We start from the raw sequence: 20,055 nt of genomic DNA, 5'->3' as shown, positions 1-20,055 counted from the left end.
TTTCTAGTGTTTATCCTTTTGATTATCTACTTAAGTATACTTTACCTTGTTTTGGTTCGGTACTTCCGTCGTTGAAATCAATCACGTAGAAGTAAACACCTACCGGTAACACATCGTCTCCAAAGGTACCTGATTGGTTAGCTGTTCCATCCCAAGCTGGGGTAGAGGCATTTCCTTTGTAAATCACATTACCCCATCGGTTAAAGATCTCAATAGAATAGTTTGGATATTCATTAGTGATATTTTCAATAATGAAGGTATCATTCCTGCCGTCTCCGTTTGGCGTAATCGCCTCTGGGTAAATGATAGGACAGTTCTCAACAGATACCGTTACAGCCAATCTTTGGGAACTTTCACATCCCGTTTCTCCGGTTAGGGTTGCGTAGTAAGTTCCTGAGGTTAGGGTAGTAGAAGTACCAAGAGCATTGGTTCCGTCTTCTGAATCATACCAGGTGATCTCACCGCTTTCCATTATTTCGGAATTAAGATCAGCAATGGTAGGATTATCGGCATCACAAAACTCCAGGTTTGTCGAACTAATTGTTGGCGCTTCGGAGTCGTTGACGCTAACAATAACTTCGGTAGCTTCAGATTCACATCCGTTGTCAGAAGTCACAGTTAAGTAATAAGGCCCATCTTCAAGTATGTCCTCTACTTCTACCATAGTGGTTAATTCAGCATCGGCATACCAGGTTTGTCCTTCTGCCACGGGAAGGTCGGCTCCAGTTGCCATCTCGATGGCACAGAAAGCATCCAATTCAGGAGCTGTTGGAGCGTCGGGAACTTCATTTACTGTAACAGTAAGAATGGAAGTTGCCACACCACAATCGTTGATTGGCTCAACAGTATAGGTCACCTCGTAAGATCCGGCACCCATCACACTGGCATCGAACATACCATCAACAAGGACTTCATCATTGTAGGTGAAATCACCTTCAGCTGATGCCTCTGCATCAAGGAAGTTGTAAAGGTTCTGCTCTCCATCGGTTTCACAGAAACTAGCAGTCATATCTTGACCTGCAGTTACGGTTTCCAGCACAGTGATTGTAAAGGTAGCAGAAGCTTCTCCTGTCACACAGGGTGAAGTTTCATCTAAAGTATAGGTTACTTCAAATTCACCTGCGCCTGTGGCAGAAGGACTAAACATTCCGTCTTCGTATCCCTCAAAATAGCCATTAGTATCGGCACCATCGGGTAAGAAAGAGTACAAGTCCTGATCGTCGTCGATGGAACAAAGCGTCACATCATCAATAGGATCGATTTCTGCAGGAATTGATTCGTATACTGTTACAGTTAAGACAGCTGAATCAGAACATTCTCCTTCGCTAATAGTATAAGTGGTAGTAAAATCACCGATCTCACTTTCATTGTTATACCAGTTTACCAATTCCTGAATGCTTGGGCTGAAAGTACCATCTCTGGAAACTCCCTCATCAAGCATATTCAAATAATATTCTCTAACTGTGGTAGAATTAGGGAACATTCCATTTTCAATATTAGCATTACAGATTGATGTTGACTTATCAGCTCCGGCATCTAAATCTCCAATTATAGTAACTGTAAATTCGACTGAATCTTCTCCGGTTACACAATCTACAGTTTCATCAACTACATAGGTATAATTAAATTCTCCTTCCCCGAGGTCTGATGTATTTATGGTACCATCGAAATCTTCGAAGTAACCATTTATATTGGCATCATCGCTTAGGTAGTCCCTAAGATCCATATCACCTTGTGAAAGACAGAATGTCAATTCAACATCCTCACCTGCTTCTGCTTCCTCAAGATTGGTGATAGTCAGGGAAATATTCGCTGAATCTTCACAGTTTTCATTAGAAACTGAATAAGAAGTTTCAAATGTGGCGCTTGGGGAATCCGGTGCGCTAACGTATGCAAAAATATCAGCAGCAAGGCTAGTTAAAGCCGGATCAAATTCTCCGTCCTGATCAACACCATCCACATCCACTATCGAATTAAACCAATCAATGGCGTCCTGTGGGTTTGCAATCATTTCTTGAGCTTCGGTAATACAGATTGTTTGAGCAAAATCATCACCCGCATTCGGAGCCTCTAGCACTTCAATGCTGAATACAGCCGAATCTACTCCCTCAACACATGCTGAAGAATCATCTACAACGTAATTGAATTCATAAAGACCTGCACCTTGCTCAGAAGGGCTAAATATTCCGTCTTCATAACCTTCAAAATATCCATTTGGATTAGCATCCTCACTTAATAAATTATATAAGTCCTGATCTTCCTCATTGGAACAAAAGGTGGTTTCGATATCTTCACCTGCATTAGCCTCGACAGCTTCAATTACTCTAATGGTAAGTTCAGCGGAATCTGAGCATTCTCCATCCTGCAGAGTATAAGTCGTTGTAAAATCACCAATGCCATCTTCATCATTTTGGTAAATTTCTAGCAATTCATCAATAGTAGGATCAAAAGTTCCATCTCGGCTTACACCGTCATCTAAAAGATCAAGATAATACTCTCTGATCTCTGGTTTTCCAGGAAACATTTCCTGTAAATCCGCCTGGCAAACAACACCAGTATTATCACTTCCTGCGTTTGCATCTCCTTCACTTACAGTAATTGTAAAGGTTGCTGAAGCAGTTCCTGTTACACAGGCAGTTTCGTCGGTAACGCTATAGGTGATTTCATAAGTACCTTCGCCTTCTACAGATGGATTAAATAAACCATCTTCATAACCTTCAAATGTACCATCTTCATTAGCATCATCACTGAGAAGGGCATAGAGGTCTTGTTCACCCGCACCAGTGCAGTAAGTAATGCTTTGGCCAACTCCTGCATTGGCTTCGATAGTTGGTATTACCCTTATTGTAAGTTCGAAAGATTCATTGTTTACGGTATACGTTGTGGTGAAATCTCCCAAACCATCATCATCATTATTGTAAATTTCTACCATTTCTTCTATTGTAGGATCGAATGTTCCTCCCTCATCTACGCCATCAGGAAGTAGATCTAAATAAAAGGCTCTGATTTCTGGTCTTCCTGGGAAAGTTTCCTGAACATCACTTTCACATACAATTCCTATCCCTGGTTCGTCCACAATTGGTTCATCCTTTTCGATCACCACTGTGAAGTTTAATACCTCACAAGAATTACCGGTATAAGAAATATTGTACGTTCCTTCTGGATTTTCCGGATCCAAACCTGCGAATGCTACTTCTAAAGCAGGATCAAAGTCATTTGGATCAGGTGATGGATCATCAAAATATGGCGCAAATCTGCTGGATATTTCATCTAACGCCTCAATGTTGGTCATGCCTTCAAATTCAGCAGGATCTATAGTAAGGGTGATATTTTCCTCATTGACCTCATTCACCTGGATGGTAAAGGTTGCCTCATCTGAACCATTTACACATGAATTATCCTCGTTTACGGAATAAGTAATTGTATAGGTACCTTCTCCTTCGACGGACGGATTAAAAATTCCATCTTCATAAGGAGTAGAAAATTCTCCTGTTGTCACAGCATCTGAACTTAGGAAGGTAGAAAGATCTATTTCCTCATCTTGTTCCACACAGTAGCTTAAGGTAACATCATCACCTGCTTCAGCATCTACTGCTGGAATAACGGTTGCGGTAAGCTCTACTGAATCTGTGCAATCATCTGCACCAATAGTATATGTAGTGGTGAAATCACCAACACCATCTGCATCATTTTGATACTGTGATATAAGCTGGTCAATAGTTGGATTAAAAGTTCCATCCCTTGGAACTCCTTCATCTAAAAGGTTAAGATAATATTCCTTAACTTCTGGTTCTCCAGGAAATATATCCTGCACATCGGACTCACAGATAACCCCGGTAGCATCTTCACCAGCATCGGGTCCTTCAACAAGTTCTACCGTAACTGCTGTCCTGTCTTCAACAGGAGTCTCACAAGGTGGCAGTGGACTGTTTCTATCATTGACCACTTGGCCAACATAGTAAGTCTGGCCATCGATTAATTCAGTGGATGTAGATAAAGGTGAATTGGCAAATTCGGAACGATACCATCTCAAAGCCTGAGTATCGGTATAAGTGCCACTGGCATCCAAATCTGCTATGGTAGCGCTCTCACAAAAAGTTTGGGTAGCGTCTGCAGTGGGGCCCTCAATAGGAGTTGGATTGAAGCCAACTGCTGTTCTTAAAGACGGGCAAATATCATTCTCCGCATCTTCTCCAGCTATTGGCACTTGGCCTACGAAGTAACTACCTCCTGCATCTAAGACTCCGGTATATGGAGTTTCTCCGAATTCAGAATCGTAGACTTCAATATCATAGCCGGTATCTGCTGTAAAGATAGTGGCAAGATCGGCTGCACTGAAATCTTCAGAAGCACATGTGGTGTATTCAAAACCAGGAGTCCGGTCATTGGTAAGCTCATTTAGAGGTCTTTGAGTACTGTTTACTGTGACTGTTACAGCAATTCTAGTACAGTCCCCGGAAGTTGAGCCAACATAGTAAGTAACTCCATCGGTTAGTAATTCAGACTCAGGAATGGGCTGCGTGTCATTGGTATTATCCGCAGTTTGGTAGATCGCATCCCCATCGGTCGAAATATCGCCGACAGTTTCCAAATAACAGAAGGTCTGTTCGGAATCGGTTCCTCCTTCTGTGGGGCACTGCCCAAATGAGGGCAAGGTTCCAATTAACATTACAAAGGCAAAAAGGAACCAATTCGTTCCCTTCCTCCCAAAAGTAAAATTTTGCATAGGCTAGGTGTTAATTTTAAATATTAGATTTAAACTGATTTAAGTAGCACAAATATTAAAATTATTTTTAACATTGGCAGTCTTATTGCATGCTAGTTTAACAATAATTAGCATTTATAGGTCGTTTTAAGAATTTGTAAGAATTCAGGAATGATAAATTGTTTCAATATTGGTCTAAATTTAAGAAAATTTTAATATATGAGGTTGTTTTTTAAAGGATTTTTCATTGCGTTTATCCTGGTTTCGCCTTTAGCTATGGCTCAGAGTTCCTTTGAGGATGGGGTAAAGTTGCTTGAAAATGGAGAAATACAGCGGGCAAAGAGTATTTTGCTAGAATTCAAGGAAAAAGAGGAGGCTATGGATCTTCTTGGTGATATTGCCAGTTATAATAAGAATTGGGATCTAGCAATTGAATATTATCGAGATCTGGTTAAAAAGAACCCGGATTCAGCCCACTATCATTATAAGTTAGGAGGTGCTCTTGGCATGAAAGCCATGGCAGGATCTAAATTCCGGGCAGCCCTTCTGGTTAATGAAATAAAGAAATCCTTGCTTGCTGCTGCCAAGCTTGATTCCGAACATGCTGGAGCTAGGCGAGCACTGGTGGAGTTCTATATGCAAATACCTTCACTTGTTGGTGGAGGAAAAACAGCCGCCATGAAATACGTTGATGAACTTAGTGACCTCAATAAGGTAGATGCTCATCTGGCCAAAGCTTATATCTATGACATGGAGGAGGAGCAGGAAGCATTTAAGGAAGAAATCGGAAAAGCTATAAAAGTTGCCGTGAATAATCCTGAGCTTGTCACCAGAAACTACATCAATTATGAATTAGGCCAGAGCGCAGCGGTTTTGAATATTTATCCTCAAAAAGCCTCAGCGTTTTTAGAACGATACATAGCCAATTACGATTATAAGGATTTAAAATCCCCGGCCTATGCTTATTTGCATCTTGCCAGAATTAAGGCCTTTCAAAATAAAAGGGAAGAAGCACTTAAAAATATCAATTTAGCACTTAGCCATAGAGTTATTTTTCCTGAGGCTGAAAAAGAAAAAATGCGCATTCTTCAAATGTAAATTTGTCTAATCTTCAGGCTTAAATAAGTATATTTGTTGAAAATTTTTGCTTTATGAATGTGCACTTTGTCGCGATTGGTGAAAGTGCAATGCAAAGTCTTGCCATTGCCTTACAAAACAAAGGATATCAAATTAACGGAAGCGATGAGGATATTAGTGATCCATCGGAGATTGCCTTGCGAGCTCATGAACTATATCCTCAAGCATTGGGCTGGTTTCCGGAAAAAATAACGACACAATTAGATGCCGTCATCCTGGGGCGAGAAGTAGGGGATGATAATCCTGAGTATAAACGAGCCAAAGAGCTCGGCTTAGAAATATATTCAGTTGCTGAGTTTATTTTTGAAATGTCAAGGGAGACGACCCGTGTGGTTATTGCTGGGAGCCAGGGAAGATCCGTTATTACCGCAATGGTTCTTCACGTGATGAATTACCATGGGAAGAGGGTGGATTTCATGCTTGAGACACCAATTTCCGGTTTTCAAGAAACGATAAATCTTAACCAAGAGAGTGATTTTATTGTGATTGAAGGCGATGAATCATCTGTATCTGCTTTTGACTCTCGACCGAAATTTCATCTTTACCAACCAAACATAGCTTTATTGAGCGGGATAGGCTGGGATAATGCTCCTGAGCAAGATACTGTCGGTCAGTCCCAGGTTTTTATCGATTCCATTGTAAACGGCGGTATCCTGGTTTATAATGAGGAGGATAAAAATCTTCCTGAAATGGCCGAAAAAACTGAAAACCCAATAAGAAAACATCCTTATTCCAGTCCAGAGTATCATGTCGTGGATAAAACTTTTATTCTTGATACCCCTGAAGGAGAGATGCCCTTGGAGATTTCCGGGCCACAAAATATCAATAATCTCGCCGGAGCCAAATGGATATGCCAACACATGGGGATTGATGAAGATGATTTCTATGAAGCAATTATCGATTTCAAAGTTATGGAAGAATAAGTAGGTTTCTAGGTATAAGTGATTCATTTTGAGGTTGATTAGGAGAGATATAAAAGTATTTTTTATCTTTAACAGGCCATGAAGAATGAACAACAATTAAATTTCAGTATTAAACAATGGGCAAAGGATGATCGTCCCCGGGAAAAACTAATCCAAAAAGGGAAGTTAAGCCTAAGTAATGCTGAATTGATTGCCATTCTTATTGGTTCAGGCAGTCCTAATGAAAGCGCGGTACAACTTAGTAAACGCATTTTAGCTTCCGGAAAGAATAAATTAAGTGAATTGGGGAAGTTTTCGGTTCAACAGCTGTGTAAATTCAAGGGGGTTGGTACAGCCAAAGCTGTGAGTATTATAGCAGCTATGGAATTAGGGCGTCGTCGACGTATCGAGGAAGCCATGGAGCGAAGAAAAATAACCTCGAGTACTTCCGTTTTTGAATTGATGCAACCAGTAATAGGGGAGCTTCCACACGAAGAATTCTGGATTATTTATCTAAATAATTCCAATAAAGTAATTGAACAGGTGCAGCTTAGTAAAGGGGGGATTACTGGAACTCTTGTGGATGTCCGGTTAACTCTCAAAAAAGCCCTAGAACTCTCGGCTACCTCCATTATTCTGGTTCATAACCATCCCTCGGGAACATTACGGGCCAGTCAGCCTGATAAACAACTTACCCGAAAGCTTAAGACTGCCGCCCAAAGTCTGGATATTAAAGTGCTGGATCATGTTATTGTAACTGAAAACGCCTATTTTAGCTTTGCCGATGAAGGTGTGCTTTAAAACCCAGGAATGCTTTTAATTTATACTCAGAAAATCACCCCAAGGATCATCTATATTTTTAAGCATATTTGCACAAATATGTTGGGGATTTCGATAAGATTTACTTCTAAAATTGAAGAATTTATAGCCCATGATGGAATGAAACTCTCCTATGGTAAACAGGCGCTTGGAAATGAGCTTTTTATTCAGAATACCGGTTTACTAATGGAGCAGGGGCTCTCCGAAGTAGAAATAAAAGTTCAGCCCTGGGGGGATAGTTTTTGTTTTTTTCCCGCTACTGAAAAAAGCGATCTTCCCTTTGATATTTTTGCAGCTTCTTTTTATTTGCTAAGCCGGTATGAGGAGTATTTACCCCATGTCAAGGATGAATATGGACGATTTCCAGCCTCTGAAAGTCTGGCAGAACAGGAGGGTTTTCTTCAAAGACCTGTAGTGGATGTTTGGGCCTATAACTTTCTCGAAGTCCTTCAACAGCGTTTTCCTGATCTCAATGAAAAAAAACGTCATTTTTCTGTACAAAGTATTATTGCAGTAGAACATGCCTTTAGCTATCGGAATAAAGGTTTTGTAAGGAGCCTTGTTGGAATGTTTATGGATCTGGTGAAACTTCAATTCGGGAAGGTGTTGGATAGGATACAGGTATTATTGCGATTCAAAAAAGATCCTTTCAATATTTTTGAGGATTTAATCTTCCTTATAAAAAAACACCGCTTAAAGCTTATTTTCTTGTTTCAGCTTAGTGATTTTACCGTTCATGACCGAAATATTAATCCCAACAGGATGCCGCATAGGTCGGTAATTAAATACGTTGCAGACTATACCATGGTGGGTTTGCTTCTGGGTTTTTATGCCTTACAGAATATTAAGACCCTAAGAAAGGAAAAGCTCAGACTGGAAGAAATTGTTCATTCTCCCTTGCAGGCTGTTTTGAATAGCAAATATAACCTGAGCCTTCCTGAACATTATAATAACTTAACCGAACTGGAAATTCCCGATGATTATTCTATGGGTTATCCTGATACACCTGGTTTTAGAGCGGGCACCTGTACGCCTTTTTTGTTTTATGACATCAATACCGAAGTTACTACACCTTTAAGAGTTCATTCTTACGCTTTTAATTCTAATATTCTGGAGAATGAGTTAAACGGAAAAATAAAAAGTGAGGTAGCTAAAATGTTGCGTGATGTCAAGGCAGTTAAAGGAAATTTCAATGCTATCTTTAAGAACCAGGATTTTTCGGATTATGCTAATAAAGAACTATATTATTCCATCTTAAAACAGATCCATGAAATTAAATAATATAGACCATATTTATTTTGATCTTGATCATACCCTGTGGGATTTTGATAAAAATTCAGCCCTGGCTTTCGAGCAGATATTTAGTAAAAGAAAAATCTCCATAAGGATTCAGGATTTTTTAGAAGTATATGTGCCAGTAAATTTTAAATACTGGGAATTATACCGGGACAATCAAGTAAGTAAAGAAGATTTGCGCATTGGGAGATTAAAAGATAGTTTTGAATTATTGCAAATGGATACTTCCACTAAAACTATTGAAGAACTCTCGGTGGACTATATCGAATATCTGCCTCAAAATAATCATTTGCTGGATGGGAGTCTGGAAATACTGAATTATCTGGAGGCTAATTACCAGCTTCATATCATTACCAACGGGTTCGAGGAAGTTCAGCATAAAAAGCTCTTTAATTCTGGCATTAGTAATTTTTTTGCCACCGTGACTACTTCGGAGGAAGCTGGTGTGAAGAAACCTCATTCCCTAATTTTCGAAACTGCCTTAAATAAAACCAGTGCTCTTCCCTCCCAAAGCCTTATGATTGGTGATAATCTTGTTGCCGATATAAAAGGCGCACTAGATTTTGGAATGAATTCGATTTACTTCGATTATTATCAGAAAAAGGAAAAAATCGATGTAAGACAAATTCAAACGTTAAATGAACTAAGAGACTATCTTTAGTAATATTTGTTTGTTAATTTCGTTAGGATTAGAACCCGAAATTAAACCGAATGTCTTTATCTGGTGGAGTAAATAAATTGATCCTATGCCTTTTTTGTAGCGTGGTTTTGACTGGATGTATCAAGGATATTGATCTTGATCAGGCCGATGAAATCAGTCTCAGCCCTGATATTGATGTCGACTTACTTATTTATGAAATTAACCAAGACTATTTTTATCAGTCAGAAAACAGTGTGTTTCAGCCGGTAATACGAGACACAGTACGCCTTGAGTTTTTGGATGATGATTATATTCAAAAAGACCTGACTGAGGTTGAACTCTATTTTAAACATGTCAATACTTTTTCCCAAAGCTTTACAAACACTGTGAAGTTCCTTTCTGAAGGGGGAAGGGAACAAATTTTTATCCAGTATGAGGTGTCGCCTGGCGGACTTAATAGTCCAAAAGAAACGGAATATACTGAAATCATTGAGGAAAACCGTATTCACCTAATTCGGAATTCGATTCAAATGGTTGTAGAGCTTGAGGCTCACTCAAATTCGGAAGAATTTAGAGGAGAACTGGATTTCGCATCAACGGGGTTGTTTAAGTTTGCTTTTTAGATATGCGATGCTGGGTCCTAATCACATGCCTTTTATACTTTTCACTGCTTAACGCACAAAACAAACCCCTGCTCTATAATGTGGATGATCTTCCGCAAAGTTTATTGTTAAATCCTGGTGCACAGATAGATTTCAAAGGACATGTTGGTTTGCCGTTTTTATCTCAAATTCACTTTTCTGCAGGGACAAGCGGAGTTAGTTTGCACGATATTTTTAGAGATGATGGGACAAATATCAATAACAGGATTAGGGAAGCCATGCACAGTATGACTTCTTATGACCATTTTACAATTAACGAGCAGGTGGGGATTATTTCTCTGGGCTGGCAATTAGACCGACGGAATTATCTTTCCACTGGAATTTACCAGGAACTGGATTTCTTCTCCTACTTTCCTAAAGATCTGGCGATACTGGTCAATGAAGGGAATGCCAATTATATCAATGATGTTTTTGATTTTTCCCAGGCGGCTTTTACCGGTGAAATTATGACAGTTTATCATCTAGGGCTTAATCACCGTTTCGATCAAAAGCTTACCGTTGGAGTGCGCGGGAAATTGTACTCAGGCATATTTAATGCTGAAAGTACCGGGAATACAGGTACTTTTACCACCATTACCACCCCGAAAGGTCCAAATAAATATCGGCACATTGTTGAGAATATGGATGTTCAGGTCAATACTTCAGGTTTTGCTTCATTAAATGAAGAAGAAGGAATGACTGTGGAAGAAGGTACGGCCGAATTGCTAAAACGTTCTTTTTTTGGTGGCAATATGGGAGTGGGCATGGACCTTGGATTAAGCTATCTGGTAAATGAGCAGTTGGTGGTTACCGCGGCGGTTCAGGATATTGGGGTAATGTTTCAAAGGCAGGATGTGGAAAATTATCACTACTACGGATCTTATCAAATTGATGGTTTGGAACCGCTTTTTCCTGAGCTTGATGAAACGGGTGGTGCCATTCCCTACTGGGATATTTTTGAAGATGAAGTGGACCGCAACTTAATTGATAGAACCTTTAATGATTCTTATGTTACGTGGCGACCAGCGAAAATGAATCTCTCTGTGGAATACGGGTTTGGCCAGGCCTTTCTTCCCTGTAATTACCTAACGGTTAATAAAGTTAGATATATGAATCAGATAGGGATGAACCTTGCAGGGGTGTGGCGCCCTCGCGGACTGGTATATGCCTTTACCACTTACTGGGATAAGAAACTTACTGAAAAACAACGGTTCAGAATAGCCCATACTTTAGATGATTATTCCTTTGCTAATTTCGGTCTTCTGTATTCGGTGACTTTTAATAAATTTAATCTTTACCTTGCAGCCAATAATTTACTTGGATTCCGTAACCTGGCAAAAGCCAGAAGTACCTCGATACAAATGGGGATGCAAATGGTTTTCAAAGATCTTTAAAATTAATGCTATGAAAATATTGCTTTTTTCTCTACTTATTTTTTTGAGCTTTCAGGGTTTGAATGCTCAAAATCTCAATAATTATAAATATATAATTATTCCGGAAAGCTTTGAATTTTCCAAAGAAAAGAACCAGTACCAACTAAATTCCCTGTTAAAGTTTCTTTTTGAGAGAGAGGGGTTTGAAACCCTGATGGACAAAGCTAATCGCCCAGTTGATTTACAACGAGATCCTTGTCTTGGCCTTGATGCTGATGTAACAGATGATTCAGGTCTTTTTACTACGAGAATGAAAATTAACCTGGAAGATTGCCGCGGAAACTTAATCTTTACTTCAGAAGAAGGAACGAGCCGGGAAAAGGATTATAGAACTGCCTGGCACGAATCTCTTAGGGAAGCATTCAAATCGGTAGAAGGTTTGAATTATAATTATGAAGGTAATGCTGCCACTGAAACGCCAACTGTAATGGTTGTTGGTCAGGCACCTGTTGAAGCCTTGCGAAAAGAAAAACAATCTCCCGAGCCTTCTTTTGAACTTAAAACGGGAAATACAAAAGAAAAGACCCTGAAGAATGAATATCTAAAAAGATTCGAAAAGGAAGGAGCTCATTTTATACTTAAGGAGAACGAGAATGGCTTTGCCTTATACCAACAAGATATGGATGAACCATTCGCACTGCTCATCCGTTCACAGGAAGCCGGTAGCTTTATTTATAATTCGGTCACCAAACAGGGAATTGCTACATTTTCTAGTACTGGTGATCTAGTGGTTGAACATTTCGATGCCAGTAAAGGAGTGTCTATAAAAACCCTTTACAGTTTAGTAAAAGACTAATAATTATACTTGGTTTTCCATCGTTTTTTTAGGAATTCACGTTGGGCATTTTCGCGTGGGTTGTTTCCTGGGTCGTATAGTTGAGTGCCTTTAATCTGGTCCGGCAGGAATTCGGTTTCGGTGAAATTATTTTCATAATTATGGGCGTACTTGTAATCCTTTCCGTAGCCAATATCTTTCATAAGCTTGGTTGGGGCATTTCTTATGGCTAGTGGAACTGAAAGGTTTCCGGTCTTTTTCACCAAAGACTGTGCATTGTTAATGGCCATGTATGCCGCGTTGCTTTTAGGAGAAGTTGCCAGGTAGGTAGCGCATTGACTTAAAATGATACGACTTTCTGGAAACCCAATGGTACTTACAGCCTGGAAGGTGTTATTTGCGATGACTAAGGCGGTGGGATTAGCATTTCCGATATCTTCACTGGCCAGGATAAGTAATCTTCTGGCTATGAATTTGACATCTTCCCCACCTTCAATCATTCTGGCAAGCCAGTAAACAGCCCCGTTGGGGTCACTCCCTCTTATGGATTTTATAAATGCTGAAACTATATCATAATGTTGTTCTCCGGCCTTATCATAGAGAACAGTATTCTGTTGGACTTTTTCCAGGACCATCTTATTGGTGATTGCAGTACCTCTTTCCGTAGCATTAACTAAAATTTCAAAAATGTTGAGCAGTTTTCTGGCATCACCTCCGCTTAAGCGGATCAAGGCTTCCGTTTCCTTTAATTTAACTTCTCTTGAGGCTATATATTTATCTTCCTTTATCGCACGATGTAATAGTGCGATGAGGTCTTGCTGAGAAAAAGGTTTGAGGATATATACCTGGCAACGTGATAGGAGGGCAGAGATCACCTCGAAACTCGGATTTTCAGTTGTTGCTCCTATTAAAGTGACCCAGCCTTTTTCAACAGCCCCCAGGAGTGAATCTTGTTGCGATTTGCTAAAACGATGAATTTCATCTATAAATAGAATAGGATTTTTAGTTGTAAATAAGCCATCACTCTTTTTCGCCTTTTCAATAACTTCCCGTACATCCTTCACCCCACTACTAATAGCACTTAGCGTATAGAATGGACGATCGGTTTCGTTGGAAATTATGGTAGCTAAAGTAGTTTTTCCAACCCCTGGAGGGCCCCAGAGTAGGAGGGAGGGAATGTTTCCTGATTTTATTTGTTGTCTTAAGGCACCTTTAGGTCCTACCAAATGTTGCTGACTTAAATATTGGTCTAAATTTTTGGGTCGTAATCTTTCTGCTAATGGTTCATTCATCTGACAAAATTAGTAAATTGGATAACACTTTGTCACTATTAATGGATATGGTTAATTTTTTGTGGATAATACCTTAAAATCGCGTTTTGAAGCAGGCTGAATCTTTCGTTTTTTCCACTAGGGTTGTGGGTTATCCTATACTCTTTGTTCTTCTTATCTGGCTGGTATTCTGGTTTGAAGTTAGGTTTAATGTAAATCTTAATATTTATGGAGTACGGCCTAGGGAAATCTCGGGACTTAGAGGAATTTTGTTCTCCCCATTTATTCATGGTGATCTGAAGCATTTATTCAATAATTCTATACCACTACTGGTGCTCTCAATGTCATTGTTTTATTTCTATCGGAAAATAAGCTGGCATGTACTTTTGGTTGGATTACTGGTAACAGGGCTTTTGACTTGGATTATTGGTCGGCCTTCAAACCATATTGGAGCTAGTGGCGTTATTTATATGCTTGCAGCCTTTTTATTTTTTAAAGGAGTTTTCTCAGGGTATTTTCGTCTGATTGCCCTTTCGTTAATCGTGGTTTTTCTTTATGGGGGGATGTTATGGTATGTAGCTCCTATAGAACCAGGTATTTCCTGGGAGGGGCATCTCTCCGGTTTGATTACCGGTTTCGTACTGTCCCTTATATACAGGAAGAACATTGCCAAAAAACCTAAATATGAATGGGAGAAACCGGAATATAACGAAGAAAATGACCTGTTTATGCAACATTTCGACGAAAATGGAAATTTCGTTGAGCAACTACCCGAAGATCAGGTCGAGGAAATCGAGGAAGAAGAGCCGAAGACAATTAGGTATAAATACTTCTATCGGGAAGCTCCCAAAAAGGAGGATCAAGAAAATAAATCTTAATTTAATTTAGTTCCTTTGTCGGACTGCTTCATAAAGAATTGCGCCACAGGCCACTGAAACATTTAAGGATTCAATGCTTCCCAACATAGGAAGTTTAGCTTTAACATCTGCCGCATTCAAAATAGAATTAGAGACTCCTTTAGCTTCGTTTCCCATTACAAGAGCACTTGCTTTTTTAAAGTCTACCTGGTAGATTGTATCATTTGTTTTTTCGGTGGCCGCGATTACCTGAACATCTGATGCCTGAAGATAATAAAGAGCATCTTTAATGTGGTTAACCTTGCAAAGCCTGATATTGAAAACGGCCCCTGCCGAAGTCTTGACGGTATCGGCATTGACAGGAGCTGAACCTTTTTCAGGAAAAATTATCGCATTCACCCCAGTGCATACCGCGGTTCGGATGATAGCGCCAAAATTCCTTGCGTCAGTAATTTGATCCAGTAAGAGAAATAGAGGAGTGGATGTTTCTTTAAAAGCTTCTTCTACCACTTCTTCAATAGATTTGAAACTCACAGGGGAAATTGAGGCTACTACTCCCTGGTGATTTCCTTTTGCCAGTTTGTTGAGCTTTTCTACGGGAACATAAGAAAGATTATAGGCGCCTTTGCTGAGCTGCTGATTTAATTCCTGAAATAAAGGGCCTGAGAGTCCTTTTTGAATATATATTTTATCGATAGCTTTTCCGCTTTGGATGGCTTCAATAACGGAGCGGATACCGAAGATTTTTGTGTTCTCTTCCATACGGCAAAGGTAAGTTTTAATAATAAAAAGAGGGAAATTTTAAAGGACTTTGATGGTTATTTTCCCTGTTATTGAAAACAAAAAAGGCTGCCCGATTAAGGCAGCCTTTGAATATCAATGAAAACTACTACTAGTTATCCCAGAAAAGAGGGGTTTGTTGCGTATCTCCTCCAATTGCAGAAGAAGCAGCTTCGTAGTTAGCTTCGTTAAGGTTCTGTTCATTCACTGGATAAGTGTAACGAAGAGGCACTGGATTACCTGTTTGTTCAGGAAGGTTTAATTCCGGTGCATCAAATTTTCTCCACACGCTCCAACCTTCTAATGGATTGTCGAACATAGCAATCCAGAACTGGGTGCCTAATTGCTCTAAGGTGCCATCGAAAGCAACCTCTGGTTGTGAAAGATATCCAGAAACATCTACACCTTCTCCTAACCAGTATTCCATGGATGCAGTAATTCCTTCTTCGTAATACCACTGGGCATCATTATCCAAACTGGCTCCTTCCATTGCTGCATAGGCAAGGTGGAAGTTTAGTTCAGCATAATCCATTAGGATTCCAACGTGAGTCGGCTCTCTGAATTCTTCCCCTATGTGGGTATAGCTCTGGAACGAGTTACTTCCTCCATAGATTCCTCCAGTATAAGGAACGATATTGTCATCGAAATATACCATTCTTCGTGGATCTTCAAGTTCGTTCATTACATCTACTATGGTATTAGCAGCAACGTAGTCAGAACGTCCACTTTGTACCAGGTCGACCCATAATGGGTTGGTGTTAGGTGGTGAAGACTGGTATTCCATTGTAGCATTATCAGCGTTAGATTCAAATACTCCTCTGCCTACAGCTTCTTCTACTTCACTCCAGTTATCTGTCCTTGCGGCTAAACGAACTTGTAATGAGTTGGCAAATTTCTGCCATTTTCCCATATCACCTCCATAGATAACATCAGAACCTGCGAATCCCTGCCCTGCACCTAGGTTAGAATGAGCTGATTCAAGTCTAGATAGAAGGTCCTCATATATTGTTGCAGCATCATCATATGCCGGTAAGGAGTTTTCCTTTCCGTTTAATGCTTCAGTATAAGGGATATCCCCAAAGCTATCTACAAGTATTTGCCATGCATATACTTCAAGAACCTCAATCTGACCAACTCTAGCAGATATTTCGGAGGCATCAAGATTCTCATTAGCCTGAACCCTTTCCTTTGCATCCTGCAGGTTAAACAATACATTTCTGTATAGTATAGACCAGTGGTTTTGAGGAATATTACGGTTATTCAGGTCATAGTTAGGTTCATCCAGATACGTAGTCGCGGTTAAATATTGTGCGATAAACCTGGAAATATTTAGGTTTACGTTAGGACTGGCCAACTGATCAGCCAGGTTGACAGATGCAGAAGTAAAAAGGAAATCTGCAGCAACCTCTGTTGGGTTTTTCGGATCTCTGTTGAGATCTTCATATTGCTCATCGGTCTGGCAAGACCATAAAGTTGAAAGAGCAATAAATGTTATTAAAAGTTTCTTCATGATAATATTTTAATTAAAAGTTAAGTTTCACACTTGCACCAATTTCTTTAAATGCAGGATATGCACCTGATTGGTATCCCTGGATGTTACCAGCACTAAGACCTGCCTCCGGATCGGAGTAAGGAATATTTTTGTGGATAATCCAAAGGTTTCTTCCTACCACAGAAATAGAAGCTCTTGTGAAAGGTAGTCTTTCAATCACATCATCTCCGAAAGCATAAGTAAGGCTAGCTTCTCTCAGCTTTACAAAGGATGCATCATATACGTGACCTTTATTGGCGTCACGAACATATCCGTAAGGACTGTAAACGTCACCTGCATCAACTCTTGTTGTGTTTGGCTGACCATCTTCAGTTACCCCTTCTAGGATTACACCACCACCATCTTCTACTGGATCCCTTAATGGGTTTCCAAGTTCGTTTAATCCGGCAGTTCTGTCATAAATTCCGGTAGCAAAACCATACCAGGTATCAAGGGAGAATATATCTCCTCCTTCCTGTACATCAATAAGGAAGTCTAGACTTAGGTTTTTGTACTGGAAAGTGTTGGATACACCTCCGGTCCAGTCTGGTTGGATATTTCCGATGATCTCATTGGAAGTTGCCGATCTTAAGTAGTAACCAGAATCGTTCACGATTCGGTTTCCGTTATCGTCATAAACGTAATCTCTACCTCTAATTGCACCGTAAGGCTCTCCAGGAGCAGCATTTATAGAAACACCACCTTGTAAAGCAGCTAATTCTAGGTTATTAATTCCAGGAGCAAGCTCAAGAACCTCACTGCGGTTGCGAGCCCAGTTAATGTTCATGTTCCAGTTGAAGTCTTCAGTTCTAATAGGGTTAAGGTTTAAAGAAACTTCAATACCCTTATTTTCGATGGTACCTGCATTCAGCCATACCCGGCCGAAACCTGTGGCATTTGAAACCGGTACAGGAGTAATTTGGTCCTCTGTTTGAGTGTTGTAATAGGATACATCAAAACCAACTCTTCTGTCTAGGAAGTTTGCTTCTAAACCAAGCTCGTAAGATTTCGCTCTTTCAGGAACAAGTTCAATATTATTCAAGCTGAAATTGTTACTTGCAATCCCTTGTCCTGCAAATGGTGCAGAAATAGTATAGGTATTAAACACGTTGTAAGGATTAGTATCACTACCAACCTCAGCATAGTTAGCTCTTAACTTTGCAAAGTTAAGCCAATCCGCATTAAGGGCATTAGTAAGGATAATACTTGTAGAGACAGATGGATAATAGAAGGTATTATCATCCTTAGGTAGTGTAGAAGAACGGTCTCTTCTTATTGTACCTTCTACAAAATAAGTATCCTGATAACCAAATCCTACACGGGCGTAAAGACCGTCTACCATACTGGTAGCGTCATATTCGCTTGGCGGGTTAAGAGGATCAGCACTGTTTGAAAGCGCATAGAATCCAGGAGCATTAAGTCCACCATTGGTAGATGCTCTAATAGATTTGTTTTGATTTCTTCTAAGGTTCCAACCTAAGTTACCGTCAAGGTTTAGATCCGTCGCGATATCATGGTTGAAGTTAAGGATTACATCGTAGTTGTATTCAGCCACACGATTGTTGTAACGAGTGTAACCAGAAACACCAGAGCTTCCTACATTTCTTCTTTCTTCCTGGATTTCATCATAAGTGTCAAAGGAGAAACGTCCTAATACACTAAAGATGTCATTTATCTCGTAGTCCAGATTGATATTTCCTATATACCTGTTACGTGTATCTGTCTGGAAGTTTTCATAACGAGTCCAGTATGGGTTATCCATATAGATAGGAGTCCTGTTGGTTGGGCTGTTAGGGTTCCAGGTGATATTTTCACCGGTTTGGAAATAAGCATCCCTTTGCTCGTATAGGTCTACGTTAGTTTGGTACCACTGGCGGAAAGACTGCATTATGTTTTCAGAGTCGTAACCAGTTCCATACCTACCTCTACCATCACTCTTGATATAGGTAACATTTGTATTTACACTGAATTCATCCGTGAAGTCATGTCCACCGGCAAATTTAATAGTGTTTCGTTTCATCCTTGCATTGGGTAAATTCCCATCCTGATACATGTTAGTGAAACCTAGCCTAAAGCTACTCTTGTCTGTTCCTCCGTCTAAAGCCACAGAGTTGATAGCAGTTGATCCGGTTTCCCAAATGTCGTTAGGAGTGTGCTCTCCGGCAACCCAAGGAGTCGCTTGTTGGTAGGTGTCTAATTGTGGATAAATAGAATTCCACTGGTATATCATTCGATTAGGATCGAATGGTGCACCAAAAGAAGCATCCTCGGTAAAAGGAGTAGTTTCATCGAGATTTCCATCACCGTCTACATCGTATAGGCTAAAGAAGCCATCATCAGATGCGTAATACTGTCCGTAACCAGCACCATATTCGTCCTGGTATTTAGGAAGAGTCTCTTCGTCTGCACGACTGGTCATTAAAGTAGAGTTGATAGAGATACCAATTCCTTTACCTTTTTGTCCTTTTTTAGTTTCGATGATGATCACACCGTTTGCAGCTCGTGCTCCATAAAGAGCGGTAGCGGCAGCACCTTTAAGTACGTTCATTGAAGCGATGTCATCCGGATTGATGTCCGCTGCAGCATTACCGTAGTCATACCCACCTCTACCTCTTCGTTGGTCTGAAGTGTTTGGAGTGGCATTGCTTATTGGTGTACCGTCAATTACGAATAAAGCCTGGTTGTTTCCTGTAAGAGAGGAGTTACCACGAATTACGATATCGGAAGAACCACCCATTGTACCCGAAGACTTCACTTTAAGCCCTGCTACTTTACCAGAAAGCGAGTTCATAAAGTTAGTGGTTGGTACATCAGATACTTCAGATCCGTCTACTTCCTGGGTTGCATATCCCAGAGATTTTTTCTCCCTTTGGATTCCCAGTGCTGTTACTACAACTTCTTCAAGTTGCGCTGCATCAGCTTCTAATACAACATCAATTGTTGTATTGTTTCCTATCGGATACTCTGCAGTTTGCAGACCCACGAAAGAGAACACTAAAACATCGCCTTCATTGGCGGTGATAGAGTAATTTCCGTCAAAATCGGTTTGGGTACCAGCGCTGGTGCCCTTTACTAAAACGTTTACCCCTGGTAGCGGAAGACCATCTTCATCGGTCACCGTACCGGTAATCGTTTGTTCTTGTGCAAAAGTAATTTGCACAACAAACGCTAGTAATAGCGTTAAAATACTACTAAACTTTGTTTTCATTTTAAAATTTGTTTGAATTAGCCAACGCCAAATGTGCTAATAAATGGTTAATTATACAAG

General features: G+C 40.0%; 14 protein-coding genes. 9 read left to right on the top strand and 5 right to left on the bottom strand.

Features of this window, described 5'->3' with window-relative positions; all coding sequences use genetic code 11:
- Positions 1–22: 22 nt before the first annotated feature.
- Complete coding sequence (locus tag ACW6NC_RS01085; RefSeq protein WP_457863186.1) at positions 23–4,726, bottom strand: gliding motility-associated C-terminal domain-containing protein; 4,704 nt, start codon at positions 4,724–4,726, stop codon at positions 23–25.
- A gap of 198 nt (positions 4,727–4,924) precedes the next feature.
- On the opposite strand from ACW6NC_RS01085, the gene ACW6NC_RS01080 reads away from it, so the two are divergent.
- The 8 genes from ACW6NC_RS01080 to ACW6NC_RS01045 all read left to right on the top strand — a co-directional run bounded on the left by ACW6NC_RS01080 (position 4,925) and on the right by ACW6NC_RS01045 (position 12,369).
- Positions 4,925–5,803, top strand: coding sequence for a tetratricopeptide repeat protein (locus ACW6NC_RS01080; RefSeq protein WP_457863185.1), 879 nt, complete (start codon positions 4,925–4,927; stop codon positions 5,801–5,803).
- A 53-nt stretch (positions 5,804–5,856) separates the two neighbouring features.
- On the top strand, positions 5,857–6,765 hold the full coding sequence (locus ACW6NC_RS01075) for a Mur ligase domain-containing protein (protein ID WP_457863183.1): 909 nt from the start codon (positions 5,857–5,859) through the stop codon (positions 6,763–6,765).
- Positions 6,766–6,843: 78 nt separating this feature from the next.
- Complete coding sequence (gene radC, locus ACW6NC_RS01070; protein ID WP_457863182.1) at positions 6,844–7,545, top strand: RadC family protein; 702 nt, start codon at positions 6,844–6,846, stop codon at positions 7,543–7,545.
- A 9-nt stretch (positions 7,546–7,554) separates the two neighbouring features.
- On the top strand, positions 7,555–8,844 hold the full coding sequence (locus tag ACW6NC_RS01065; protein ID WP_457863181.1) for a polysaccharide deacetylase family protein: 1,290 nt from the start codon (positions 7,555–7,557) through the stop codon (positions 8,842–8,844).
- Positions 8,831–9,520: a YjjG family noncanonical pyrimidine nucleotidase gene (locus ACW6NC_RS01060; protein ID WP_457863180.1), complete on the top strand. Its 690-nt coding sequence runs from the start codon at positions 8,831–8,833 to the stop codon at positions 9,518–9,520. Before ACW6NC_RS01065 ends, ACW6NC_RS01060 begins: the two co-directional genes overlap by 14 nt.
- Before the next feature lie 50 nt (positions 9,521–9,570).
- The gene (locus tag ACW6NC_RS01055) at positions 9,571–10,122 is read left to right on the top strand and encodes a hypothetical protein (protein WP_457863179.1); all 552 of its coding nucleotides are present in this window, start codon (positions 9,571–9,573) and stop codon (positions 10,120–10,122) included.
- A gap of 2 nt (positions 10,123–10,124) precedes the next feature.
- Positions 10,125–11,534 carry a DUF5723 family protein gene (locus tag ACW6NC_RS01050; protein ID WP_457863178.1) on the top strand — a complete coding sequence of 470 codons (1,410 nt, stop codon included), beginning with the start codon at positions 10,125–10,127 and terminating at the stop codon, positions 11,532–11,534.
- Positions 11,535–11,544: 10 nt separating this feature from the next.
- Positions 11,545–12,369, top strand: coding sequence for a hypothetical protein (locus tag ACW6NC_RS01045; RefSeq protein WP_457863177.1), 825 nt, complete (start codon positions 11,545–11,547; stop codon positions 12,367–12,369).
- Here ACW6NC_RS01045 and ACW6NC_RS01040 read toward each other — a convergent pair.
- Positions 12,366–13,640, bottom strand: coding sequence for a replication-associated recombination protein A (locus ACW6NC_RS01040; protein WP_457863176.1), 1,275 nt, complete (start codon positions 13,638–13,640; stop codon positions 12,366–12,368). The two genes, ACW6NC_RS01045 and ACW6NC_RS01040, sit on opposite strands and share 4 nt — an antisense overlap.
- An 86-nt stretch (positions 13,641–13,726) precedes the next feature.
- Between ACW6NC_RS01040 and ACW6NC_RS01035 the strand changes: the two genes are divergently transcribed.
- Positions 13,727–14,497, top strand: a complete 771-nt coding sequence (locus ACW6NC_RS01035) for a rhomboid family intramembrane serine protease (RefSeq protein WP_457863174.1) — start codon at positions 13,727–13,729, stop codon at positions 14,495–14,497.
- 6 nt (positions 14,498–14,503) lie between these two features.
- Here ACW6NC_RS01035 and rlmB read toward each other — a convergent pair whose 3' ends face one another.
- The 3 genes from rlmB to ACW6NC_RS01020 form a co-directional block, all read right to left on the bottom strand.
- Positions 14,504–15,238, bottom strand: a complete 735-nt coding sequence (rlmB, locus tag ACW6NC_RS01030; protein WP_457863172.1) for a 23S rRNA (guanosine(2251)-2'-O)-methyltransferase RlmB — start codon at positions 15,236–15,238, stop codon at positions 14,504–14,506.
- Positions 15,239–15,368: 130 nt separating this feature from the next.
- The gene (locus tag ACW6NC_RS01025) at positions 15,369–16,766 is read right to left on the bottom strand and encodes a SusD/RagB family nutrient-binding outer membrane lipoprotein (RefSeq protein ID WP_457863170.1); all 1,398 of its coding nucleotides are present in this window, start codon (positions 16,764–16,766) and stop codon (positions 15,369–15,371) included.
- A gap of 13 nt (positions 16,767–16,779) precedes the next feature.
- On the bottom strand, positions 16,780–19,995 hold the full coding sequence (locus ACW6NC_RS01020; RefSeq protein ID WP_457863168.1) for a SusC/RagA family TonB-linked outer membrane protein: 3,216 nt from the start codon (positions 19,993–19,995) through the stop codon (positions 16,780–16,782).
- Between the last annotated feature and the right edge of the window lie 60 nt (positions 19,996–20,055).

It is taken from the genome of Salegentibacter profundi (assembly GCF_054121475.1).
This window is presented reverse-complemented; position numbering and strand designations above follow the sequence as displayed.

Excerpts from the sequence above, each read along its gene's own strand:
- ACW6NC_RS01060 (WP_457863180.1), top strand. The coding sequence starts at position 8,831 with ATGAAATTAAATAATATAGACCATATTTATTTTGATCTTGATCATACC.
- radC (WP_457863182.1), top strand. The coding sequence starts at position 6,844 with ATGAAGAATGAACAACAATTAAATTTCAGTATTAAACAATGGGCAAAG.
- ACW6NC_RS01075 (WP_457863183.1), top strand. The coding sequence starts at position 5,857 with ATGAATGTGCACTTTGTCGCGATTGGTGAAAGTGCAATGCAAAGTCTT.
- ACW6NC_RS01025 (WP_457863170.1), bottom strand. The coding sequence starts at position 16,766 with ATGAAGAAACTTTTAATAACATTTATTGCTCTTTCAACTTTATGGTCT.
- ACW6NC_RS01085 (WP_457863186.1), bottom strand. The coding sequence starts at position 4,726 with ATGCAAAATTTTACTTTTGGGAGGAAGGGAACGAATTGGTTCCTTTTT.
- ACW6NC_RS01045 (WP_457863177.1), top strand. The coding sequence starts at position 11,545 with ATGAAAATATTGCTTTTTTCTCTACTTATTTTTTTGAGCTTTCAGGGT.
- ACW6NC_RS01080 (WP_457863185.1), top strand. The coding sequence starts at position 4,925 with ATGAGGTTGTTTTTTAAAGGATTTTTCATTGCGTTTATCCTGGTTTCG.
- ACW6NC_RS01055 (WP_457863179.1), top strand. The coding sequence starts at position 9,571 with ATGTCTTTATCTGGTGGAGTAAATAAATTGATCCTATGCCTTTTTTGT.
- ACW6NC_RS01065 (WP_457863181.1), top strand. The coding sequence starts at position 7,555 with ATGCTTTTAATTTATACTCAGAAAATCACCCCAAGGATCATCTATATT.
- ACW6NC_RS01050 (WP_457863178.1), top strand. The coding sequence starts at position 10,125 with ATGCGATGCTGGGTCCTAATCACATGCCTTTTATACTTTTCACTGCTT.
- rlmB (WP_457863172.1), bottom strand. The coding sequence starts at position 15,238 with ATGGAAGAGAACACAAAAATCTTCGGTATCCGCTCCGTTATTGAAGCC.
- ACW6NC_RS01040 (WP_457863176.1), bottom strand. The coding sequence starts at position 13,640 with ATGAATGAACCATTAGCAGAAAGATTACGACCCAAAAATTTAGACCAA.
- ACW6NC_RS01020 (WP_457863168.1), bottom strand. The coding sequence starts at position 19,995 with ATGAAAACAAAGTTTAGTAGTATTTTAACGCTATTACTAGCGTTTGTT.